A 23,200-nucleotide genomic window follows, 5' to 3' on the forward strand; every position below is an offset into this window, starting at 1 on the left:
GCGGTGGGCAGGGGACCCCGCCCGGGGCGGGAGGGAGGTGGTCAGCGCACCGGGACACCCGGTCCCAGCGGGATGCCGAGCGTCCACCAGCCCAGGAACAGCAGGGTCCAGCCGACCAGGACGGTGAGGCACAGCGGCAGCGTCAGGGAGATCAGCGTGCCGATGCCCGCGTCCCGTCGGTAGCGCTGGAGGAAGCCCAGCGCCATGACGAAGTACGGGCTCATCGGGCTGATGACGTTGGTGCTGGAGTCGGCGATGCGGTAGACGGCCTGGGTCGTCTCGGGCGGTACGTCCAGGAGCATGAACATGGGCACGAAGACCGGCGCGATGAGGGCCCACTGCGCCGAACCGCTGGTGATGAGCAGGTTCAGCACCGTGGAGAACACGATCATGCCGAGGAAGAGCACCAGGGGGTGCACCCCCGCCGAGTCCAGCAGCGCGGCGCCGCGGATGGCCACGACCTCGCCGATCCCGGTCCATCGGAAGTAGGCGAGGAACTGCGAGGCCGCGAAGAACAGCACGACCACCGGCGCCAGGTCCCGCACTCCCGCGGTCATCGCCTCGGGGACGTCCCGCGCCGAGGCCACGGTGCCCGTGGCGCGCCCGTACACGACTCCGGCGAGCAGGAACAGGATGCCCAGCACGTAGGCGACCCCGGTGATGATCGGCGAGCCGAGGACCGTTCCGTCCTCCCCGCGCAGGGGCGAGGCCGGGGGCGCGAGCGCCGCCGCGAGGACCGCCACGGCCGCCAGCACGGTCAGCCCGGCGTTGCGCAGCCCCCGGCGCTCGGCGTCGGTGAGGGTCATGGAGCCCAGCTCCCGCGCCTCCCGGTCCCCCTCGCCGTCGCCGTCTTCGGTCAGGCCCTCGGAGCGCCTGCTCAGCAGGAACTCGGTGACGAGGGTGATCAGGGCGGCGAGCACGACGGCGGAGACGACGCTGAAGAAGTAGTTGTCCAGCGCCGTGACCGTGTAGCCGGGGTCGATGATCGAGGCGGCCTCGGTGCTCAGGGCGGCCAGGAGCGCGTCGGTGGGCGTGATGAGCAGGGACGCGTTGTATCCGGCGGAGACGGAGGCGAAGGCCACGACCAGGCCGAGGACGGGGCTGCGGCCCGCGGCCTTGAAGAGCAGGGCGCCCAGCGGGATGAGCACGACGTAGGCGGCGTCGGAGGCGACGCTGCCGGTGATGCCGGTCAGCGCCACGGCGAAGGTCAGCCACCGGGCCGGGACCCTGGTGACGCTGCCGCGCAGCATCGCGTTGAGCAGGCCGCTGCGTTCGGCGACCGAGACCCCGAGCATGACCACGATGATGATCGCCAGCGGCGGGAAGGTCGCGAAGTTGTCGATCGCGTCGCCGACGATGGTCTGCACGCCCTCGGGCGAGAGCAGGCTGCGGACCGCGATGCGCTCGCCGTCCACCGGTGAGACCGCGGAGACGCCCAGCGCGTTGAGCAGGGCGCTGAGCGCGATGACGATCCCGGCCATGATCGTGAACAGCCAGAACGGGTGGGGCAGCTTGTTGCCCACCCGCTCGACCACCTGGAGGGAGCCCAGGAGCAGCCGCATCGGCAGCCTGGGGCGTGTGGAATCGGTCGTGGTCACCCGTGCTCCCCTGACGTCCGGGCGGGCTGGCGCCCCTCCCTCGCTGCGTTGACCAGTACATTGCATGTGTGGTGGATGGATATGTCAACCACCAGCGATAAAGTGGTGGAATCATTCATCCCATGCGGCATATTTGGTGACAGCGGTCTTGGCGAAGGCGGAAGCGGTGCTGGACGAACTCGACATGGACCTGGTCGCCGCCCTCCAGCTGGCGCCCCGGGCGCCGGTCAGCGCCCTGGCCGAGGCGGTGGGGAGTTCGGCGAGCACCGTGGGGCGGCGGCTCCAGCGCCTCCAGTCCGAGCGGTCCGTGCGCGTGGTCGGCCAGGTGGACTGGCCGCTGCTCTCCGACGCCCACCCGCACCACGTGTGGATCACCACCGCCCCCGGCCACTCGCGGCGGGTGGCCCGCCGCCTGGCGGAGCGGCCCGAGACGCAGTTCACGGCCGTGACCAGCGGCGGGTCCGACGTCTACTGCGTCGTCCACCCCTTCCGCCGCGACCGGGCGGCGGACCTGCTCGCCGACGGGATCCCCTCGGTGGAGGGCGTGGCGGCCACACGGTCCGACCTGGTCCTGCGCGCGGTGAGCCGTGCCGACTCCTGGCGGCTGGGCCGGCTCGACCCCGCGCGGTCCCGGGCGCTGGACCCCTACACCGACACGGGGGAGAACGGGGCGGCGGAGGGGCCCCGCGGCCCGCTCGGCGCGCAGGAGGCGCTCGTGGTGCGGATGCTGCACCGCGACGCGCGCGCCGGTTCGGGAGAGGTCGCCCGCGCGCTCGGGGTCAGCCAGTCCACGGCCTACCGCCTCGTCCAGTCCGTGCTGGAGCGCCGCATGGTGCGCCCCCGGGTGGAGGTGGAACCCGCCCTGCTGGGCATGGGCGTGGAGGCGGTGCTGGCCCTGGAGGTCAGCCCGCGCGAGATCGGCGGCGTCGCCGACGCGCTGGGGGCGCACCCCTCCGCGCGCTACGTCTCGGTCGTGGCCGGGACCTCGTCCGTCATCCACCACGCGGTGTTCCGCGACGAGGCCGGGCTCGCCGACTTCCTCTCCGCGGACCTGGGGCGCCTCTCGGGCATCACGGGCCTGCGGGTCTCGGTGGTGCTGGACGTGCTGCGCCGCTACTGGACGGCGCGCGAGGGGGCGCGGCTCGGGCCGCCCGGCCCGTCGGCGCTGCTGGACGGGGAGTGAGCGGTGCCCCCGGCCACGCCACCGCCGGGGGCACCGCCTGTCGGCTAGTCGACATGTCCGTTCGCCGCCGCGTCTGTTTGACGACGTGTCTACTTACCGACATGCCTGTCTGACGCTGTTCCTGCTTGCGGGCGCGTCCGTTCGCCTGTACGGCGACGGACCTACTCCTCCCCGCCGTCCCGGGCATCGGCGATCCAGCCGCGCAGCATGAGGTCCAGTACTGCCATGAACCGGTCCGTCCGTTGTCGGCCGATCACGAAGGGGTTGTCTGCGCCGGGCTCGTTGCGGACCTGCTCGGCACGCGCGAGTCCGTCGTCGATGGGGTGGTTGGCCAGTTCCACGTCCACCCCGGCCCTGCGTATCCGGGTGCGGAACGAGTGGATGGACGACAGATAGGTACGCAGCTCCGTGAGAGTCCCGGGCGGTCGGGTACCGCCCCACAACATGGCCGTGTGGCTCTCGGAACCCGCCCGTACCGGGAAGACGGGCGAGACGGTACCTGCGGTGTGCCCGGGGGTGTCGTACAGGCGGATGGTCGTGCCCCCGAGCGTGAGGCGTTGGCCGTCCGTGGTCTCCAGGTCCCGGACGGGGGCGTGGTCCGGGCGGGTGCGTTCGAGCAGATCCCAGTCGGCCGGTGACATCAGCACGCGTGAACCGTAGCGGTCGGCGAGATACTGCGCTCCGCCGAAGTGGTCGTAGTGGCCGTGGGTGACGACGACGTACTTGATCGTCTCCGGATCGGCTCCCAGTTCGCGCAGCCCCGGGACGATCACGTTCTCGGCGTCCTCGGGGGACCTGAGCGCGTCGATCAGCACGATTCCGTCGTCGGTGAGCACGGCCATGGCGTGTACGAACCCCACACTCAGCATGGCCAGGTCGTCGAACAGCTTCACCGGGGCCGGGGCGGGCAGTTCGGGAGGAACAACGCCGGGGGTCAGAGCCGTCACGAGTTTGCTCAGCACCGGGTCGTCCCCGGCGAGTCTGGCCGCGCGGTCGAAGTGGACCCGGCCGTCCGTTCGTGCGGCCGCAGGTGACGATGGGACGAGAGCGGTCGCTCCGATGCCTGCCGCGAACCCGAGGGACGCGATCCGGGCGAAGCGGCGCCGGGAGAGGGGTGGGTTGCCGTACTCACGGTGGGGCGATGGCGTCATGGCGGTCCTTCTGTCTGCCGGTGAACGGGAGGGGACGAGGGGAGCCGGTACGGCCCCTCGCCCCCGTCGCTGTCTGATGCCGTCCGTCCGCCCCCGGTTCGGTTCCGGGGGTTTTCCGCCCGGCCGGGGCCCTGGCATGACGCGGCGTCCTGTCGGCAGGACGGGATGACGACAGGACACCTTGTCGACAGGCCGACTCGTCTCCCCGCCTACTCCTCGCCCTTGGCGACCAGCGTGAGCACGTCGTAGGTGGCCACGGCCTCGCCGTCCTGGTCGGTGACCAGGGCGTCCCAGCGCACCTCGCCGTAGTCGGCGTTCGTGCGCGGGGTGATCTGCTTGGCGGTCAGCGTCACCCGGATCGTGGCGTCCTCCTTCACGGGGGTGAGGAAGCGCAGGTTGTCCACGCCGAAGTTGGCGAGCACCGGGCCCGGGGCCGGGTCCACGAACAGGCCCGCCGCCAGCGACACCACCAGGTAGCCGTGCGCCACGATCCCGCCGAACAGCGGGTTGGCGGCGGCGGCCTCCTCGTCGGTGTGCGCGTAGAACGTGTCGCCGGTGAACTCGGCGAAGTGGTCGATGTCGGCCCGGGTGACGGTGCGCTCCGCCGACCGGATCGTGTCGCCGATCCGCAGCTGCGACAGGTCCTTGCGGAACGGGTGCACGTCGCCCACGGTCCGCTCGGAGCCGGTGGTCCAGTGGCCGGTGATCGCGGTGACCATGTCCGGCGGGGCCTGCACGGCGGTGCGCTGCATGTGGTGCTTGACGCCGCGCACACCGCCCATCTCCTCGCCGCCGCCCGCGCGGCCGGGGCCGCCGTGCACCAGCACGGGCAGCGGCGAACCGTGCCCGGTGGACTCCTTGGCGTCGTCGCGGTTGAGCACCAGGATGCGCCCATGCCAGGGCGCCAGCCCCAGGACGACCTCGCGCGCCACGTCGGGGTCGCGGGTGACGAGCGAACCCACCAGGCTGCCGCTGCCCCGGGCCGCGAGCTCCACGGCCTCGGCGACGCCGTCGTAGGTGATCACGGTGCTGACGGGACCGAAGGCCTCCACCTCGTGCGGCTCCCGCGCGCCGGGCTCGGCGCGCAGCAGGATCGGGGACATGAACGCGCCCGTCTCGTCGTCGGCCCCGGCCACCTCCACGCTCTCCGGGTCGCCGTAGACGACCTCGCTGGTGGCGCGCAGGGCCTTGACCGCCTTGCGGACCTCCTCGCGCTGGTCGAGCGAGACCAGGGCGCCCATCCGCGTGTCCGGGTGGTCGGCCGCGCCGACCACCACCTTGGCCAGGCGCTCGGTCAGGGCCCCGGTGACGGCCTCCGCCATCGCCGCGGGCACGATGACGCGGCGGATGGCGGTGCACTTCTGTCCGGCCTTGACCGTCATCTCGGTGACGACCTGCTTGACGTAGAGGTCGAACTCGGGGTCCTCCTCGGTCACGTCCGGGCCGAGGATCGAGCAGTTGAGGGAGTCGGCCTCGACGTTGAGCTGCACGCCTCCGCTGACCACGTTGGGGTGGTTGCGCAGGATGGCGCCGGTGGCGGCGGACCCCGTGAAGCCCACGACGTCCTGCGGGCCCAGGGCGTCGAGCAGGCCCCGGTGACTGCCGACGAGGAGCTGGAGGGAGCCCTCGGGCAGCAGACCCGACTCGACCATGCGCCGCACGACCGCGACGGTGAGGTAGGCGGTCTGCCCGGCGGGCTTGACGATGCTGGGCATCCCCGCGAGGAAGGCGGGGGCGAGCTTCTCCAGCATGCCCCACACCGGGAAGTTGAAGGCGTTGATCTGCACGGCCACGCCCGGTCGGGACGTGTACACGTGCTGGCCCACGAACGTGCCCTGTCTGCCGAGCGGCTCCAGGGGCCCGTCCAGGATGACGGTGGAGTTGGGCAGCTCGCGGCGGCCCTTGCTGGAGAAGCTGAAGAGCGTGCCGAAACCGCCGTCCACGTCCACGGCGGTGTCCCGGGCGGTCGCGCCGGTCCGGTGGGAGAGGGCGTAGAACTCCTCCTTGTACCCCGTCAGGTGCTTGGCGACCTCCTTGAGGATGTTCGCGCGCTGGTGGAAGGTGAGCGCGCGCAGCGCGGGGCCGCCGACGGTCCGCGCGTGGTCGACCATCCCCGCGACGTCGGGGCCGACGGACGAGATCCGGGCGATGGTCTCACCGGTGTTCGCGTCGGCCAGGGGCGCGCCCTCGTCCGCGGGGGTGAACCATGCTCCCCGCGCGTAGCTCTGGAGTGTTTCGGGCACCGGACGGTCCTCTCCTCGGGCTGTGCTCTCTGACGAACAGTATTACAGACCGATCGGTCAGTAAATAGTCCCGGGGGAACCGCGCCGCTTCCCACCTGCCCTTTCCCCCCCGTTGTCCACAGGTCCGCGCGGAGGGCTGGCCCGGACCCCCGGATCGCCGACGGGAGAACCCGTGCGCCCGCGCGCGCAGAACCCCGGTCCGACCCTGTAATACGGAGGCCCCACCGGACAGAAGGGGGTGAGACCGCACGGAAGGAAGTCGATGAGCAGTGAGGACACGGACACGGAGGAACCCGCGAAGAGCGAGTTCACCCGGTTCTTCGAGCGCTACCACGGCGACGTGTACCGGTACGCCGTGCGCCGCCTGGGCCCGGACCTCGCGGACGACGTCGCCGCCGAGACCTTCGGCGTCGCCTGGCGCAGGTACGACCGCCTGCCCAAGGAGCAGCCCCTGCCCTGGCTCTACGGGGTGGCGCGCAACGTCATCCGGACCCGGCTGCGCGGCGAGCGCCGACGAGGCGAGGTGCTCAGCGCCGAGACCGCCGCGGACGTCCCCGGCACGGCCGACACCGTCCACCAGGTGGAGGAGCGCGACGCCGCGCTGCGCGCCCTGGACCAGCTCAGCGCCACCGACCGCGAACTGGTGATGCTCCTGGCCTGGGAGGGCCTGGAACCGGCCGAGGCGGCCCGGGTGCTGGGCTGCACCACCGCCACCGTGCGCGTGCGCCTGCACCGGGCCCGCCGCCGGATCGAGCGCTTCCTGGACTCCTCGTCCCCGACCGGCCGGGACCAGTCCCCACCGCGTCCGGCGACGCCGGGCCCCACGCACGTCCGAGTTCCCGTGGAGGAGAAGTGAACCGTACCCCCGCCAGCCGCGGCTTGCGCGGCGACACCGAAGCCGTGCGCGGGATGCTCGCCGCGCACGACCCCGCGGCCTCCGTCCGCCCCGACCCCGTGGCCCGCGACCTCGCCCGGATCGAGGCGATCGCCTCGGGCGACCGCCTCCGGGTCCGCGGCCTGACCCCCCGGCGCACCGCCCCGCGCCTGGCGCTGGGCGCCGCCGCCGCGTTCACCGCCGTGGCCGTGCTCGGGACCCTGGGCTGGAACTCCGTCCAGCCCGCGTACGCCGGTCCGCCCCCCGCGCCGCTGGAGGTCCCCCTGGCCGCCGACGCGCCCGCGGGCCGCGAGCACCTCCTCGCCCTGGCGGAGGCCGCCGAGGAGCAGCCCCCGCCGCCCGTCGGGGGAGAAGTCGCCTACGTGCACACCGCGGAGTGGACCTTCACCTACTCCCAGGACGCCGACACCGGCGAGGCGGGCTGGGGCGTCCTGCCGACGGACGAGCAGGTCTGGCGCACCCCGCACCAGTCCGGGCGCAGCGTCTCCACCCCGAGCCTCCCCGAGCACGGGGGCGGCGACCCCGCCCCGCTCCGGTGGCTCTTCGAGAGCGGGCCCGAGGAGTTCGAGTGGGGCGGCGGCGAGGGCGGGAACGGCATGTTCTTCACCTTGGAGCCCGGCAGCCTCACCGCGGACCCGGACCAGCTCGCTGAGCAGCTCCTGGCGGTCGGCGGCCAGGCCTCCGGGGCCACGCGGGACCCCTCCCCCGCGGTCGGGCTCGTGTACGCCCTCCAGTTGCTGTACGAGGAGGCCCCGGTCGGCCCCGACGTGCAGGCCGCCGCGCTGCGCGCGCTCGCCGCGCAGGAGGACGTGCGGTACGCGGGCACGGCCAGGGACCGCGAAGGGCGCGAGGGCGAACTGTTCCTGGTCGAGGAGGACGCCGGGGACGGCATCGTCCTGGAGCGCAGGATCATGTTCGACGCCGACACGGGCGCACCGCTCTACCACGAGACGGTCGCCGTGGAGTCCCCCGGAGAGGAGGGGCTGCCGAGGGTGAACAACTACACCGTGCTCGTGGAGACCGCCTGGGTGGCGGAGGTCGGCGCCGCCCCCTGACCGGCGCTCCCGACGCCGGGACCGGCACCGGACGCACACCGCTCGGTACCAGCTCGGAACCAGCCGCAAACCGGGGCGGAGCACGCCGAAACCACACATCGATTTGTCGACATTCGTGCCCGCACGGAGACGAATCCGCATGTGGACGTGTCGACACGCGGCCGGGCGACCCGCCCGGCCGCGTGGCCGCTCCCCCTACCTGGTCAGCGCCAGGACCTCGGCGCCCGGCAGGTCCGCGAGCAGCTTGCCGGGCACCAGCAGCTTGGAGCGGCGCACCCCGCTGCCCACCACGACCTCGGCCTCGGCGGCGACCGCCTCGTCCACCAGGACCGGCCACCCCTCCGGCAGGCCGAGCGGCGTGATGCCGCCGTACTCCATCCCGGTCAGCCCGGTGGCCTCGTCCATCGGCGCGAACGAGATCTTGCGGGCGCCGAGGCGGCGGCGGACGATCCCGTTGACGTCGGCGCGCTGGGTGGCCGGCACCATGCACGCCGCGTAGGACACCTCGCCGCCGCGCCTGGCCGCGACCACCACGCAGTTCGCGCTGGTGGCCAGGGGCATCCCGTACCGTTCGCAGAACTGCGCCGTGTCCGCGAGCTCCGGGTCGATGGGCGCCACACGCGCGTCCTCACGGCCGCGCACCGCGGCCAGGACCGGGTCGGCCAGCAGCTCCGGGTGCTCGTCCGCACGTACCCAGTTCAGTCCACCGGACATGGCACACCTCGATGTCGTCGTGAAGGTCGTTCGGAGGGGGTCCTCCGACGAGGGGACACCGCCAGGCTAACCGCCGCCTCAGCGGCGCCCGGCGATCCGCAGCGCCAGTTCGGCCAGGTCCCCGGCCCGGTAGCCGGGCCACCCGTGCACCGCCTCCAGGTACTCCCCCGGGATCGCGCCCGCGCCCCACCGGGCGCCGAGCAGCGCCCCGGCGATCGCGGCCACGGTGTCGGTGTCGTCGCCCGCGCGCACGGCGGCCCGCAGCGCCGGGGTGAACCCGTCCGGCTCGCGCACCACGGCCGACCACGCCGCCTGGAGGGCGGTGACCACGAACCCGTTGGGGTTGAAGGCCCGCGGCGGGCGCTCCTCGGCCTCGTCCAGCCACGCCGCCCACGCTCCGCGCCGCTCGGGCGGCAGCAGCTCCAGACCCGCGCGCACGCCCGCCAGGTCGCCGTGCGCGACCGCGTGCCGGATCCCCTCGCACCACAGCACGCAGGCCTCGGAGGCCAGCGGGTCGCCGTGGGTGAGGCGGCTGTAGCGGTCGGCCGCCGCGGCCAGGCCCCGCGGGTCGTCCGGGTAGGCCAGGGCCAGCGGCCCCGTGCGCATGAGCGACCCGTTGCCCGCGCTCGGCACCCCCTCGGCGAAGCGCTCCGCCGCCGCCCGCTCCATCACCTCGGCCACCTCCGGACGCCGGTAGGCGTGTCCGGCACGGCGCATCACCCACGCCGTCTGGTTGCCGATGTCGGTGGCGCCCTCGTTCCTCCAGCGCAGGAAGGCGTCCGCCGTGTGCCGCAGCGCCTCCGCCGACAGCGGGTCGCGGTGCTCGCGCAGGGCCTCGGCGATGCACACGGCCATCTGGGTGTCGTCGGAGTACTCGCCCGGGGCGTAGGGGCCCAGACCGCCGCCGACCATCTTCGGGACCCTGTCCTCGGCGAGCGGCGGACCGAACTCGTAGGGAACGCCCAAGGCGTCGCCGCACGCCGCGCCGAGCAGGACGCCGACCGCGCGGTCCTCGCGGGTTCCGGGGGAGGGGAGGTTCACAGGGGCCTCACAACGTTTCGGTACCAGGGGTGCTGCGAGTCGACCCTACTGTTCGGCGCATGTCCGCATATGACCCGGGAACGTGGGATTCGGAAGGGTGTGGGGGAATAGAATCCGTCCCATGGAGACCCCCACTCCCGATCCCCTCTTCGGCATCACGCTGCACGAGCGCTACATCCTCGGGAAGCGGCTGCGCAGCGGCGCCTCGGGAACCGTCCACGTCGCGCACGACCTCGGCGGCGACCAGACCGTCACGGTCACCGTGCTGCACCCCTGGCTGGTGGGCGACCACGGCGCCGTGCACGCGTTCCTGGACCGCGCCCAGACCCTGGAGAGCCTGTCCCACCCGGGGATCGCCCGGGTCCTGGGCCACGGCCGCGACGGTGACCACGTGTACGCGGTCGGCGAGTACCTGTCGGGGCACACCCTCGCGGAGGCGCTGGGCGAGGGCGGCGGCGGGCTGCGCTACCCGGTGCAGGCGGCGCTGGCCATCGTGGCCGGGACGCTCACCGCGCTCGACGCCGCCCACGGCGCGGGCGTCGTGCACGGCGCGCTCGACCCCCACACGGTCGTGGTGGACGGTGCGGGAGGCGTGCGGGTCACCGGTTTCCCCCTGCTCTTCGACGCGGAGGAGGACGCCGGTCCCGAGACCCGTACCGACGTGCACGCCGTCGGGCGGCTCCTGTACACGCTCCTGACCGGCGTGCCCGCGGACCCGGAGGCCCATCCTCTGCGGCCCTCGGCCGTCGTCCCCGGCCTGCCGTCCGACCTGGACATGCTGGTCGCCAACGCCACTGACCCCAACCCGCGCTACCGCCCGCGCGACGCGGGACAGTACCTCACCGTGGTCGAACAGGTGCTGCGGTCGCTGCCCGGGGCCCCGGTGAACACCGCCGACGTCGACACCCGGCCCATCCCCGTGATCACCGACGCCCCGCCGGAGCTCCGGGAGGAGCGCGCCGCGCCGGCCCCGCTGTGGCGGCGCGTCCCCGTGCTGGTCACCGCGGGCGTGCTGGTCCTGGTCCTGTTCGCGGCCGGGTGGGCGCTGGTCCCGGACGGCCGCGTCGCGCTGCCCGACCTCGTGGGCGCCTCCAGCGAGCAGGCCGAGGAGCGGCTGGCCGGGCTGGGCATGGACCTGGCCGTGCGCTTCGAGGACGCCTACAGCGACAGCGTCGGCGCCGGGGCTGTCGCCGACAGCACGCCCGCGCCCGGCAGCGACGTGGCGCGGGGGGCCGAGGTCCTGCTGCACGTCTCCACCGGGCCGCGGCACTCCGAGGTTCCCGACGTGGTCGGCGGCACCGAGAACGAGGCGCGCGAGACCCTGCGCCAGGCCGGGTTCACCGGTATCGAGATCGTCCAGGAGCACTCCCCCGACCAGCCCCCGGGCACCGTCCTGTCCACCGAGCCCGCGGCGGGCGAGGAGGGCGACCGCGAGGAGCCGGTCGTGCTCAGCGTGAGCGAAGGCGTCATCGTCCCCACGCTGGTCGGTATGGGCCAGGAGGAGGCCGCGACCGCCCTGGCCGGGCTCGGCCTGGTCGTACAGGTCACCGAGGAGCACCACGACACCGCGCCCGTCGGCGAGGTCAGCGGGCAGACCCCCGAACCCGGCACGATCCTGCCGGAGGAGGCCGCCGTCTCCCTCACCGTCTCCCTCGGCCCGGAGCCGGAGGAGGAAGAGGAGGAGTCCGAGGAGGAGGCCTCCCCCTCCGACGAGGACGACCCCCGTGCCGACGAGGAGGAGCAGGACGGCCGGGGCGGCCAGGACGGCTGGGGCGGCCGGGGAGATGACGACGACGGCCGCGGACGCGGCGACGGAGGCGGCGGAGGCGGCGGCTCCTGCGACGCCCCCCAGTGGAACGAGGGCACCGTGTACGACACCGGCGACCGCGTCCAGCACGAGGGCCGCGAGTACGAGGCGCGCTGGTGGATCCATGGCTACCCGCCGAGCAGCGACCAGTGGGGCGTGTGGGAGGACAAGGGCTCCTGCTGAGGCGCGCCGCCGCCCCGTGCCGGGGCGCTTCCGGTGCCGGGGCGTTCCCTGTCCCGGCGGCAGTCGGTCCCGGCGGCCGTCACCGGGCCGTCCCCGGGCTGTTTGGCGCGACGCGTGCCGGGCCCGGGGCCCAGGGCCCGGGGATCAGGCCGACGAGCCCGCGGTGAACTCCCCGGCGCGCTCGCGCGCCCACGCGCGGAAGGTCAGCGCGGGCCGGCCGGTGACCGCCTCGACGTCCCCCGAGACCGGCTCGGGGGCCTCGACGAGGGAGGCCCAGTAGGCGAGCCCGGCGGTGGCGAAGTCGGCGCCCATGGTCTCGGCGATCTCGGCACGGGCCTCCTCCTCGGGCTGCTCCTCCCAGCGCACCGGCCGCCCCGTCTCCTCCCCGAGGATCCGCACCTGCTCGGCCTGGGTCAGCGACTCGGGCCCGGTCACCGTGTAGGCCCTGCCCGCGTGCCCCTCGTCCAGCAGGGCCCGCACGGCGACCGCCGCGACGTCGCGTTCGTGCACCAGCGAGCGCGACGCACGGCCGTAGGGAGCGCGGACCGCTCCGGCGCGGACCTGTTCGGCCCAGACCAGGGTGTTGGCGGCCATGCCCGTGACGCGCAGGAAGGTCCACTCCCGTCCGGAGGCGCGCACGGAGGCCTCCACCCTCCCCCACACGCTGTCGGCGTCCTCCCCTGCCGCGACCGCCGAGAAGTAGACGACCCGGCGCACGTGCCCGGTCAGGGCGGCCACGGTCTCCTCGATCCCCTCGGTGCCGTACCCCGGCCAGAGCAGGTACGCCCCCGCCGCTCCCCCGGCGGCGGCGGACACGGCTCCGGGATCGGTGATGTCTCCCTCGACGACCTCGACGCCCTCGGGCAGCCGCGCCCTCCCCGGATCCCGCACGAGAGCCCGCACGGCGACCCCCTCCGCGAGCAGCCCCGCCACCACGTGGCGGCCGGTGTTGCCCGTGGCCCCGGTGACCAGGATCGTCTCGGCCATGGTTCTTCTCCCGTTCACGACGGCGGCCCGGAACCCGGTCCGGGCGGGCCCCGGCGCGGCGCCCGGAGGCCACTCTTCTACCTCAACAAATATTGAGGTCAAGGGGGAGGGTCGGCGCTCGTACGGCCGTGCGGCGCCTGTGGGCTCCCCGTACACCGATTCGGGACCGAATGTATGTGCCCGCTACATGTGAAACGGGTCACCCCGGTTCTACCTTCGGGTTGGCACCCCATCCCCCAGCTCGGGCGGTTGTGTCGGACAGGCGGGTGCCGACTGGAGGAACAGTAATGCGCAAGACCCCCCTGACCGCCGCCTCCTGCGCGGTCGTCCTCGCCGTGACCGCCTGCGGAGCCCCCGGCGAGGCCGCCGGGGGAGGCGGGGACGCGCCCATCAGGGTCGGCATCGTCTACTCCGCCACCGGCCCCCTCGCCACCTACGGAGAGCAGTACCGGCAGGGCTTCGAGGCCGGGCTCGACCACGCCACCGGCGGCACGATGGAGATCGACGGCCGCCCGATCGAGGTCGAGTACATGGACGACGCCGGCGACCCCACGAAGGCGGTCACGGCCACCCGCGACCTCATCGGCACCGGCCACGACATCATCGCCGGGTCCACCGCCTCCGGCATCGCCGTCCAGGTCGCCCCGCTCGCCGAGCAGAACGACATCCTCTTCATCTCCGGGCCCGCCGCCACCGACGCCGTCACCGGCGTCAACGACCACACCTTCCGCTCCGGGCGCCAGACCTACCAGGACATCCTCACCGCCGGAACCTTCATGGACGACCCCGAGGGCGCGGAAGTCCTGGTCCTGGCCCAGCAGAACGCCTTCGGCCAGGACAACGTCGCCGCCGTCACCGACGTCCTCGGGGCCGAGGGGGCCGATGTCGACAGCGTCCTGGCCCCGCCGGAGACCACCGACCTCACCCCGTTCGCCGAGCAGGTCAGCCAGGCCGAACCCGACCTGGTCTTCGTCGCCTGGGCGGGAGAGACCGCCTCCGCCATGTGGCGGGCCCTGGACCAGCAGGGCATCCTCGACTCCACCGAGGTCGTCACCGGACTGGACATCAAGCCGTCCTACCCGGTCTTCGGCGAGGCGGGCGGCAGCATCTCCTTCCTCTCCCACTACTTCGACGGCGCCTCCGACACCGAGCTGGCCCGGACCATGAAGGAGTCCGTCGAGGAGGCGGGCGGCACCGTCGACCTCTTCACCCCCGACGGCTTCACCGCCGCGCAGATGGTCGTGCACGCCGCCGGGGCCGGGGACGGCGTCCGGGAGCGCATCGACGCCCTGGAGGGCTGGACCTTCGACGGCGTCAAGGGCGAGCTCACCATCCGCGCAGAGGACCACGCCCTCCTCCAGCCCATGTACCAGGTCGAACTGGTCGGAGAGGGCGAGGACGCCCATCCCGAACTGGTCGCGGAGATCCCCGCCGCGGACGTCGAGCCCGCGGTCGCGGAGTAGGCATGGCCACCGGACACACCGGTTCCACCGGTCCCATCGGATCTGCCGGACACACCGGTTCCACCGGACCTGCCGGGCACACTGGTTCCACCGGGACCGCGGTCGCCGAGGCCGCCGCCTCTCTTCCTGCCCCCGCCCCCGGCGCCGTCCCGGTCCTGGCCCTGGAGGACCTGACCTGGTCGGTCGGCGGCGCCCTCATCGTCGACGACGTCACCATGGCCGTGGACGAGGGCGAGTTCGTCGCCCTCATCGGGCCCAACGGCGCGGGCAAGACCTCCCTGTTCAACCTGGTCTCCGGCCTCACCCGGCCCACCGGCGGCAGCGTCCGCCTCGCCGGGACCGACATCACCCGCCACGCGCCCCACCGCCGCGCCCGGCTCGGCATGGGCCGCACCTTCCAGACCTCCAGCGTCTTCGGCGACCTCACCGTCGGCGCCAACGTCGGCCTGGCCGTCCAGGCCCGCACCGGGGAGTCGCGCCGCTTCTGGCGCCCGGCCACCCCCGACGGCGGCCCCGAGGCCGCCGCCGTCCTGGACCTGGTCCGCCTCTCCCACCGGGCCGACGCCCTCGCGGGCGACCTCTCCCACGGCGACAAGCGCAAGCTCGAACTCGCCCTCCTCCTGGCCCGCCGCCCCCGCCTCATCCTCCTGGACGAGCCCATGGCCGGGGTCAGCGCCGGAGAGGTAGGCGAACTCACCACCGTCATCCGGGACGTGCACCGCGAACAGGGCTGCACGGTCCTCATGGTCGAACACCACATGGAGGTGCTCCTCGACATGGCCGACCGCCTGGCCGTGATGCACCACGGCGCACTACTGGCCCTCACCGACCCGGACTCGGCAATGGCCGACCCCGAGGTGCAGGCCGCCTACCTCGGGGACGGGGCGTGAACGCCGGGGGGCCGCTGCTGGACGCGGCCGACCTGCACGTGTGGATCGAGGGCTCGCACATCCTCCAGGGGGTGTCCCTCGCCGTGCCCGGCCGGGGCGTCACCGCGCTCCTGGGCCGCAACGGCGTCGGCAAGACCACCACCGTCAAGGCGCTGCTCGGCCTGGTTCCCCGCACCGGCCGGGTGTCCTTCGACGGCGCGGACATCACCGCTCGCCCCACACACGCCATCGTCACCATGGGCATCGGCTACGTACCCGAGGAGCGCGGCGTCTTCTCCGCGCTCACCGTCGCCGAGAACCTGCGCCTGGCCGAGCGCCGCCCCGGCGAACCGCGCTACGGCCTCGTCCACGAGCTGTTCCCCGAACTCCGCGAACGGGCCGACCAGCCCGCGGGCACCCTGTCCGGCGGCCAGCAGCAGATGCTCGCCATCGGCCGCGCCCTGCTCAACGACAACAAGCTCCTCGTCGTGGATGAGCCCACCAAGGGCCTCGCCCCCCGCATCGTCCGCGAGGTCGCAGACGCCGTCGCCCGCGCCGCCGAACAGGTGCCGGTCCTGCTCGTGGAGCAGAACCTGTCCCTGGTCCGCCGGGTGGCCGAACGGGCCGTGGTGCTCGACGCGGGCCGCGTGACCCACACCGGACCCGCCCGGGAGCTGCTCGACGACGCCGACCGCGTCCGCGGGCTGCTGGGCGTCTCCCGTACCGCCGCTGCCACTGCTACCGCCACTGCTACCGCCACCGCCACCGCCAGCGCCACCGCCACTGTCGAAGCCGAAGCCGGAACCGAACCCGCTGAACCCGTCGAAGCTGAACCCGCCGAAGCCGGACCCGCCGAAGCTGAAGCCGCCGAAGCTGAAGCCGTCGAAGCCGAAGGGAGGCGGACCGCGTGAGCACCGTCGTCCTGCTCGTCATCACCGGGCTCGGCCTGGGAGCCCTGTACTTCCTCATCGCCTCCGGGCTCTCGCTCATCTTCGGCCTGATGGACGTGCTGAACTTCGCCCACGGCGCCTTCCTCGCCCTCGGTGCCTACGGCACGTGGTGGGCGGCCGAGCACCTCCCCGGCGCCGGGCCGGACGGGTTCGGCTTCCTGCTCGCCGTCGCCTTCGGCGTCGGCGCGGGCACCCTGGCCGCCACCCTGGTCGAACTCTGCGTCATCCGCCCGCTCTACGGCAGGCACCGCGAGCAGATCCTCGCCACGGTCGGCCTCAGCCTGGCCGTCCCCGCACTCATCCAGGCGGTCTGGGGAGCCGACCCGCTCACCTTCCCCAAGCCCGAACTGGTGAGCGGCACCGTGGCGGTCCTCGGCGTGAACATCCCCCGGGACCGGTTCCTGCTCATCCTGGCCGCCGCCGCCGTGTTCGCGGCCCTGTGGCTGTTCAACTCGCGCACCCGCTACGGGCTCGTCGTGCGGGCGGGCGTGCAGGACCGCGCCATGGTCACCGCGCTGGGCATCGACGTGCGCAGGTCGTTCACGCTGGTGTTCGCCATCGGCGGCGCCGCCGCGGCACTGGCCGGGGCCCTGGGCGGACTGTACTTCGGCGTGGTCACCCCCACCCAGGGGATGTCCCTGCTGGTGTTCGCGTTCATCGTCGTGGTGATCGGCGGCACCGCCTCGCTCACCGGCTGCGCGATCGCCGCCGTCGCGGTCGGCCTCATCCAGCAGTTCGCCAACTACTACACCGTCGCCGGACTCGGCGACATCGCCGTGGTCATCGTCCTGGCGCTCGTGCTGCTCACCAGGCAGGGCGGCCTGACCGCGAAGAAGTCAGCGGAGAGGGTGGCATGATGACCGACACCGACGTGGGTTCTCGGGGCTCACAGGGTTCTCGGGGTTCACAGGGTTCTCGGGGTTCTCGGGGCTCTTGGGGTTCCTGGGGTTTCCGGGGTCCCTGGGGTTCCCGGGGTTCTCAGGGCTTCCGGGGCACCGAGTCCCCCGGAGCGGCCTCCGGGGGGAGCGCACGCGTGCGCCGCCTGCCCCGCTGGGCGGTCCCGGCCGCCGTCCTGGCGGCGGCGCTCTGCCTGCCCTTCTCCACCCTGCGGGTCCCGGGACTGTTCGAGGGCGCCCTCAACAGCCCGCCGACCCTGCACCTGCTCGCGTTCTGCCTCGTCTTCGGCGGCCTGGCCACCAGCTACGACCTGCTGTACGGCAGGGTGGGCCTGCTCTCCTTCGGGCACGCCCTCTACTTCGCCTGCGGCGCCTACACCGCCGCCCTGCTCATGCGGGTGGTCGAACTCCCGCTCGTGTGGGCGGCGCCGGTCGCCGTCGCGGGCGGCACCCTGCTGTCCCTGCTCCTCGGCGCGGTCTCGCTGCGGGTCAACGGCATCGCCCTGGCCATGGTCACCCTCGCCTTCGCCCAGGCCGGGTCGATCCTCATCTCCCGCGACCCCGGACGCCTGACGGGTGGAGAAGAGGGGCTGTCACTCAACACCGACATGGTCCCGGACGCGTTCGTGGGCGTGGCCAACACCGTCAACCTGTACTGGGCGGCCGTCGCCTTCGCCGCGTTCGCCGTCGGCGTGGTGTGGTGGCTGACCTCCTCCCCCGTCGGCCGCGTCTGGCAGGGCATCCGCGTCAACGAGCAGCGCGTCGCCGTCCTCGGCGTCAACCCCTACCCCTACAAGCTGGCGGCGTTCACCGTCGGCGGCGGCCTGGCCTCCCTGGGCGGCGTCGTCTACCTGCTCGTCACCGGGGGCGTCACCCCCGGCATCACCACCGCCGAGTTCACCCTCACCCTGCTGGTCATGGTGGCCCTGGGCGGGGCGGGCACCCGCTGGGGACCGCTGCTGGGCGCGGCCCTGTACACCTACGCCGACCACCGCCTCCTCCAGTTGGGCGGCTCCGAGGCCTTCGCCGCCCTGCCCGCGTGGATCGCCGCGCCGCTGTCCCAGCCCCTGTTCATCCTCGGCACGCTGTTCGTGCTGATGGTGTTCTTCTTCCCGGGCGGTCTCGTCGCCCTCCCCGGGCGCGTCCGTTCGGTACTGCGCGTCCGTTCGGTACTGCGCGACCGCTCGGCACTGCGCGACAGGAAGGACGCACGGACATGACGGACGGCACGGGCATGGCGGATGGCACGGATATGGCGGATGGCAGGGGCATGACGGACAGCACGGGTATGACCGACGTCTGGACCGACGGGGACGAGTACACCGTCCCCGTCGCCGGAGGAGACCTCGCCGTCACCCGCTGGGGCGGCCGTTCCACGATCCCCGTCCTGGCCGTCCACGGCATCACCGCCAACGGTCATTCGTTCGCCCGGGTGGCCGCGGAGTTGGGAGGGGCCGGTCTGGCTGCTCCTGAGTTGGGCGGGGTTGGTCTCAGTGGACACCCGGGCGGGGTTGGTCTCAGTGGACACCTGGGCGAAGTCGGTCTGGTCGCCCCCGACCTGCGCGGGCGCGGCTTCAGCGGACACCTGGGCAAGGTCGGTTTGGTCGCCCCCGACCTGCGCGGGCGCGGCCTCAGCGGACACCTGGGCGGACCGCGCGGACTGGCCGCGCACGCCGACGACATGATCGCCGTGCTCGACGCCCACGGGGTGGAACGGACCGTTCTGGTCGGCCACTCCATGGGCGCGTTCGTGGCCTGCCTGGCCGCCGTCCGCCACCCCGAACGGGTGTCTGGACTGCTGCTGGTCGACGGCGGGTACGGGCTGCCCGTCCCGCCGGGGACCGACATCGACGCCGTGCTCGGACCCGCCATGGCCCGTCTGCGCATGACCTTCGAGGACCCCGACCACTACCGGGAGTTCTGGCGGGGGCATCCGGCCTTCGCCGGACGCTGGAACACCTGGACCGACCACTACGTCCTGCGCGACCTGGTGGGGGAGCCGCCCGCCATGCGTTCGGCCTGCGACGAGGAGGCCGTGCGCGCGGACGGGGCCCAGGTCCTGGCCGACCCGGACGCGCTCGGCGCCGTCCACAGGTTGCCTTGTCCCGCCCGCCTGCTCTGGACGGCGCGGGGACTCCTGGACGAGAGCCCGGGGCTGTACACGCCCGAGCGCCTCGCCGGGCTCCCCGAGGGCGTGGTGACCGTCGAGCTGCCCGACGACAACCACTACAGTCCGCTGTTCTCCCCGACCGCCGGTCTGGTCGCAGAGCACGTCCGAGCGCTCGTCGGGGGTGGTTCGCCCGGTGTTCCGTAGCGCGGGCTGGTGGTGCGCCGCGCCGGTTGCCCTGAAACCCTGTTGGGTCCATCGTCAGACCGGGTTCTACGGGCGGGTGGTCGCTGACGCAGGCACCGTCACCGGCAGGCTCTACGCCAACCCCGTTGTCCCCAGCGCCAGCCCGGGCTCTACGGGTGCGTGGTTGCTGACGCAGGGAGGCTCTACAACGTGCGGACCCCCTACGACGCGCGGTCACGCGCGGGGCTTCATGGTCGCTCTTGGCCGGAACCGTGTACCCCCCACCCCAGATGGCTGAGGGAGATTCCCGGTGGGCGTTCCCACCGGCGACCTCCCGAACCCCTTCGTGACGCCCACCAGACACCTCAAATGACCGGCGTGCAGGGATCTCCTTCGGCAAGTTCGCTGGGCGAACTTGCTCTCAGTCGGTCCCCGCCCCCAGCACTCAACCTCGAAGCCAGAACCCACCACGACCACCCACCCCCCAGGGGCGGATGGGGAACGCGCACGCCCTACGGGTGCCTGGTCGCCGTCACCGGCACGCCCTACGCCAACCCCCCAGGGGTGAACGACCACAGGACGCTCCACCCCGACCCCTACGGCGCACCGCCACTGTGCGCTCTACGGGCGGGTGGTTCGGCTTTGCGAAGGGCTCAACCCCCTGCGGCGCACCACCGCGGGATGCTCTACCCCGTCTTCGGCATGCCGCTGCTGTGCGCTCTACGGGCGGGTGGTTCGGCTTTGTGGAGGGCTCAACCCCCTGCGGCGCACCACCACGGGACGCTCCACTCGACCCTCTACGGCGCACCGCCGTTGTGCGCTCTACGGGCGGGTGGTTCGGCTTTGTGGAGGGCTCAACCTCCTATGGCGCACCACCGTGGGAGGCTCTACCTTGACTTCCTAGGGCATGCCGTCGCTGTGCGCTCAACCGCTGCTCTGGTCGCCCAGAAGGTCCACGCCCCGGTCCAGTAAACCGTGCAGGTGCAGGGCCAGCTGGAGTTCCAGCGCCCGGCCGGGGCGCTGCCAGTCAGCTCCGATCAGCTGGCCGATCCGCTCCAGGCGCTGCGCCACCGTGTTCACGTGGATGTGCAGGTCCTCCTTGGCACGCGACAGGTTGCCCCCGGCCGCGAAGTACGCCCGCAGCGTCTCCACCAAAAGCGTGCCCCGTCTGGCGTCGTACTCCAGCAACGGCCCGAGTGTCGCCGACACGAACCCCGGCACGTCCCGGTCCTGGCTCAGCAGCAGTCCCGAGAACCCCAGGTCCCCCGTGGTCGCCACGTCTCCCTCCCGTCCCAGCGCACGCAGCGTCTGGAGGCACCGGGCCGCCTCGGTGAACGCGTCCCCGAACGAGGCCGGACCCGCTGTCGGACCGGCCGATCCCGCTGTCACCGGGCCGTTCACCGCACCGGAGAGCTCGTCGGCCACCCGTCGGCCCACCGCCGACGGGTCCCTCCCGGGCAGCGCCAGCACCAGGCGGCCCGACCGGCTCCCGGCCAGCCCACCGGTGGTCTCCGCGACGTGGGTCGCCGCCGAGCGCAACCGCCCCGGGTCTCCGCCCGGGGCCTCGGCCACCACCAGCACGTGCGGCGCGTCCAGGTCCGCGTGCAGCAGCGCGGCCCGCTGGCGCAACGACGCCGGATCGCGCGCGGGCACCTCCAAGAGCTCGTCGAGCAGGTCCCCGCGCAGCCTGTGCTCGGTCTCGCTCACCGAACGCCGGATGAGCAGCAGCAGCGCCGTCACCATCGCCGACCGCTCCAGCACGCGCTGGTCGGTGGAGTCCAGCTCCACCCCGCGCAGCACCAGCGTTCCCAGCGGTTCGGTCCCGGCCGCCGCCGTCGCCACCCACGCCCGGCCCGCCCGCACCGCGCGGCCGCTGGCCAGCGACGAGCGCACCGCCTCGGCCAGGTCCCCGTCGCCCGCGTCCCACGGGGCGCCCTCCCGCATCACACCCTCCGGGCTGGCGGTCACCGAGGAGTCCGAGGTCGTGTCGTGGATCAGCACCGTGCCGCCCAGCACCTCGGCCACCGCCGCCGCCACCTCGCGTACGCCTCCGCCCCGCAGCACCAGGTCGGTCAACCGGTCGTGCGCCGCCGCCGACCGCTCCACCGACGCCGTGTGCCGCTGCAACCGCTCGTTGACGGTGTGCAGTTCGTCCAGGGCGCGCCGGGTGTCGTCGATGAGGTTCGCGCTGTCGATCGCGATCGCCGCGTGCGCGGCCAGCGACGACAGCAGCGCCACCTCAGAGTGGGCGAAGGGGCGCTCGCGCCGGTTGGCGGCGAACAGCACGCCCACGTCGCGCCCGTTCATCTTCAGCGGCACGCCCAGGATGGCCACCAGGCCCTCGTCGCGCACCGCGTGGTCGATGTTCTCCGCGTGCGTGAACCGCGGGTCGGTGAAGTAGTTCGCCGTCACGTACGGCAGGGCCGTGGTCGCCACCAGCCCGCCCAGCCCCTTGCCCGGGGCCAGCCGCAGCCGCTGGAACGCCGCCGACACCGACCCCGACGTCACCCGCATGTACGTGCCGCCCGCCTCCGGGTCGCTCAGCGTCAGGTACGCGGTGTCGGTGCCCAGCAGGTTGCGGGCCCGCTCCACGATCGCCCGGAGCACCTGGTCCAGGCTGCGCATGCCCGCCAGGTCGTTGGCGGTCTCGAACAGCGCGCTCAGCTCCGACTCGCGGCGCCGCCGGTCGCGCATCACCGACCGCACCCGCAGCGCCGTCATCTTCGCGGCCTCCAGGGCGGCGACCACCTCCGGGTCGTCCCCGCGCGCCCGCGCGCGCAGCACCGGGCGCTCGTACTCCACGGCCGGGGCGTCGCGCAGCAGCAGGTCCAGGAACAGGGCTTGGCCGTCGGCGGGGGTACCGGTCGAACCGGAAGCGGTGGTGTTCAGCTCGCGCTCCATGCTCCGTCCACGGGCAGGGACGCGCCGTTGACGAACGACGCGTCCTCACCGCACAGGTAGGCGACCAGCTCGGCGACCTCGGAGGGCTCGATCAGCCGCTTGAGCGGGCTCCGGGCCAGCAGGACCTCCGAGAGCACCCGCTCCTCCGGAATGCCGTGCGCCGCCGCCTGGTCGGCGATCTGCCTCTCCACCAGCGGCGTGCGCACGTATCCGGGGTTCACACAGTTGGAGGTCACCCCGTGTGCGGCGCCCTCCAGGGCCACCACCTTCGAGAAGCCCTCCAGGCCGTGCTTGGCGGTCACGTAGGCCGACTTGTAGGCCGAGGCGCGCAGCCCGTGCACCGAGGAGATGTTGACGACGCGGCCCCACCCCCGCGCGTACATGTGGGGCAGGGCGCCGCGCACCACGCGGAACGGCGACTCGACCATGAGACGAAGGATGAGGGAGAAACGTTCCGGAGGGAAGTCCTGGACGGGCGCGACCGTCTGGACGCCCGCGTTGTTGACCACGACGTCCGCGCCCCGCGCGGCCTCCTCGGCGGCGTCCAGGTCGGTCAGGTCCAGCTCCACCGCCTCGCCGACGCCCCGGTCGGCCAGCTCGCCCAGGGCCCGCCCGTCGAGGTCGACCATCCGGACCCGGGCCCCGGCTTCCGCCAGGCGCAGGGCGCACGCCCTGCCGATGCCGCTGGCCGCACCGGTCACCAGCGCGGTCCTCCCGGTGAGGTCGACCCGGGTGGTGTGGGGGTTCCCCGCCGTTCCGGGAACGGGGGGCTGGGTGGCCTGCCGCGCCGTGCCCGACAGGAACTCGTGCGTCGTCATGGCAGCAAACTAGGCGCGCCTCCGCGAGCGGGGGATAGGGGCGCCGGACACACCCCCGGGCGCGGACATGTGTCCCGCGCCCATGGGCCGGAGGGCGGCTGTGGGTTCCCCACCGACGGCGGGGCTGTGACCGTGGTCTCCGCTACATGTCGC

The 23,200-nt window shown here is 73.3% G+C and carries 18 protein-coding genes; 10 read left to right on the forward strand and 8 right to left on the reverse strand.

Annotated elements, in window-relative coordinates; all coding sequences use genetic code 11:
* Nucleotides 1–41 precede the first annotated feature (41 nt).
* Nucleotides 42–1,562 carry an AbgT family transporter gene (locus ACSTA4_RS00135; RefSeq protein WP_444964308.1) on the reverse strand — a complete coding sequence of 507 codons (1,521 nt, stop codon included), beginning with the start codon at nucleotides 1,560–1,562 and terminating at the stop codon, nucleotides 42–44.
* Between the two features lie 202 nt (nucleotides 1,563–1,764).
* Here ACSTA4_RS00135 and ACSTA4_RS00140 point away from each other — a divergent pair, with 202 nt between their 5' ends.
* A complete protein-coding gene (locus ACSTA4_RS00140; RefSeq protein WP_444964309.1) occupies nucleotides 1,765–2,781 on the forward strand; it encodes an Lrp/AsnC family transcriptional regulator in 1,017 nt (338 codons plus the stop codon).
* A 161-nt stretch (nucleotides 2,782–2,942) separates the two neighbouring features.
* Here ACSTA4_RS00140 and ACSTA4_RS00145 read toward each other — a convergent pair whose 3' ends face one another.
* Together ACSTA4_RS00145 and paaZ are read right to left on the reverse strand one after the other, a co-directional pair.
* Complete coding sequence (locus tag ACSTA4_RS00145; protein WP_444961998.1) at nucleotides 2,943–3,932, reverse strand: MBL fold metallo-hydrolase; 990 nt, start codon at nucleotides 3,930–3,932, stop codon at nucleotides 2,943–2,945.
* 209 nt (nucleotides 3,933–4,141) lie between these two features.
* Nucleotides 4,142–6,175: a phenylacetic acid degradation bifunctional protein PaaZ gene (gene paaZ / locus ACSTA4_RS00150; protein WP_444961999.1), complete on the reverse strand. Its 2,034-nt coding sequence runs from the start codon at nucleotides 6,173–6,175 to the stop codon at nucleotides 4,142–4,144.
* A 262-nt stretch (nucleotides 6,176–6,437) separates the two neighbouring features.
* Here paaZ and ACSTA4_RS00155 point away from each other — a divergent pair, with 262 nt between their 5' ends.
* Nucleotides 6,438–7,031, forward strand: coding sequence for an RNA polymerase sigma factor (locus ACSTA4_RS00155; protein WP_444962000.1), 594 nt, complete (start codon nucleotides 6,438–6,440; stop codon nucleotides 7,029–7,031).
* On the forward strand, nucleotides 7,028–8,125 hold the full coding sequence (locus ACSTA4_RS00160; protein WP_444962001.1) for a CU044_5270 family protein: 1,098 nt from the start codon (nucleotides 7,028–7,030) through the stop codon (nucleotides 8,123–8,125). Before ACSTA4_RS00155 ends, ACSTA4_RS00160 begins: the two co-directional genes overlap by 4 nt.
* Before the next feature lie 195 nt (nucleotides 8,126–8,320).
* Here the strand turns inward: ACSTA4_RS00160 and ACSTA4_RS00165 are convergent, their stop codons facing one another.
* On the reverse strand, nucleotides 8,321–8,839 hold the full coding sequence (locus ACSTA4_RS00165; protein WP_212642032.1) for a YbaK/EbsC family protein: 519 nt from the start codon (nucleotides 8,837–8,839) through the stop codon (nucleotides 8,321–8,323).
* Nucleotides 8,840–8,917: 78 nt separating this feature from the next.
* Nucleotides 8,918–9,880: an ADP-ribosylglycohydrolase family protein gene (locus ACSTA4_RS00170; protein WP_444962002.1), complete on the reverse strand. Its 963-nt coding sequence runs from the start codon at nucleotides 9,878–9,880 to the stop codon at nucleotides 8,918–8,920.
* A gap of 121 nt (nucleotides 9,881–10,001) precedes the next feature.
* Between ACSTA4_RS00170 and ACSTA4_RS00175 the strand changes: the two genes are divergently transcribed.
* Nucleotides 10,002–11,870, forward strand: coding sequence for a PASTA domain-containing protein (locus ACSTA4_RS00175; RefSeq protein ID WP_444962003.1), 1,869 nt, complete (start codon nucleotides 10,002–10,004; stop codon nucleotides 11,868–11,870).
* 144 nt (nucleotides 11,871–12,014) lie between these two features.
* On the opposite strand, the gene ACSTA4_RS00180 is transcribed toward ACSTA4_RS00175, so the two are convergent.
* Nucleotides 12,015–12,857, reverse strand: a complete 843-nt coding sequence (locus tag ACSTA4_RS00180) for an SDR family oxidoreductase (RefSeq protein WP_444962004.1) — start codon at nucleotides 12,855–12,857, stop codon at nucleotides 12,015–12,017.
* A 287-nt stretch (nucleotides 12,858–13,144) separates the two neighbouring features.
* On the opposite strand from ACSTA4_RS00180, the gene ACSTA4_RS00185 reads away from it, so the two are divergent.
* From ACSTA4_RS00185 to ACSTA4_RS00210, 6 genes are all read left to right on the forward strand, one after another.
* On the forward strand, nucleotides 13,145–14,320 hold the full coding sequence (locus tag ACSTA4_RS00185) for a substrate-binding domain-containing protein (protein ID WP_444962005.1): 1,176 nt from the start codon (nucleotides 13,145–13,147) through the stop codon (nucleotides 14,318–14,320).
* 2 nt (nucleotides 14,321–14,322) lie between these two features.
* Nucleotides 14,323–15,210, forward strand: coding sequence for an ABC transporter ATP-binding protein (locus ACSTA4_RS00190; protein WP_444962006.1), 888 nt, complete (start codon nucleotides 14,323–14,325; stop codon nucleotides 15,208–15,210).
* Nucleotides 15,207–16,100, forward strand: a complete 894-nt coding sequence (locus ACSTA4_RS00195) for an ABC transporter ATP-binding protein (RefSeq protein ID WP_444962007.1) — start codon at nucleotides 15,207–15,209, stop codon at nucleotides 16,098–16,100. Before ACSTA4_RS00190 ends, ACSTA4_RS00195 begins: the two co-directional genes overlap by 4 nt.
* A complete protein-coding gene (locus ACSTA4_RS00200; protein WP_248772929.1) occupies nucleotides 16,097–16,996 on the forward strand; it encodes a branched-chain amino acid ABC transporter permease in 900 nt (299 codons plus the stop codon). Before ACSTA4_RS00195 ends, ACSTA4_RS00200 begins: the two co-directional genes overlap by 4 nt.
* Nucleotides 16,993–18,255, forward strand: a complete 1,263-nt coding sequence (locus tag ACSTA4_RS00205) for a branched-chain amino acid ABC transporter permease (RefSeq protein WP_444962008.1) — start codon at nucleotides 16,993–16,995, stop codon at nucleotides 18,253–18,255. The genes ACSTA4_RS00200 and ACSTA4_RS00205 overlap by 4 nt, the downstream gene beginning before the upstream one ends.
* A gap of 68 nt (nucleotides 18,256–18,323) precedes the next feature.
* Nucleotides 18,324–19,349, forward strand: coding sequence for an alpha/beta fold hydrolase (locus tag ACSTA4_RS00210; RefSeq protein ID WP_444964310.1), 1,026 nt, complete (start codon nucleotides 18,324–18,326; stop codon nucleotides 19,347–19,349).
* A gap of 903 nt (nucleotides 19,350–20,252) precedes the next feature.
* Here ACSTA4_RS00210 and ACSTA4_RS00215 read toward each other — a convergent pair.
* Both ACSTA4_RS00215 and ACSTA4_RS00220 read right to left on the reverse strand, forming a co-directional pair.
* On the reverse strand, nucleotides 20,253–22,229 hold the full coding sequence (locus ACSTA4_RS00215; protein WP_444962009.1) for a helix-turn-helix domain-containing protein: 1,977 nt from the start codon (nucleotides 22,227–22,229) through the stop codon (nucleotides 20,253–20,255).
* The gene (locus ACSTA4_RS00220) at nucleotides 22,214–23,047 is read right to left on the reverse strand and encodes a 3-hydroxybutyrate dehydrogenase (RefSeq protein ID WP_416025958.1); all 834 of its coding nucleotides are present in this window, start codon (nucleotides 23,045–23,047) and stop codon (nucleotides 22,214–22,216) included. Before ACSTA4_RS00220 ends, ACSTA4_RS00215 begins: the two co-directional genes overlap by 16 nt.
* Nucleotides 23,048–23,200: the final 153 nt, after the last annotated feature.

Source organism: Nocardiopsis sp. M1B1, assembly GCF_052466615.1.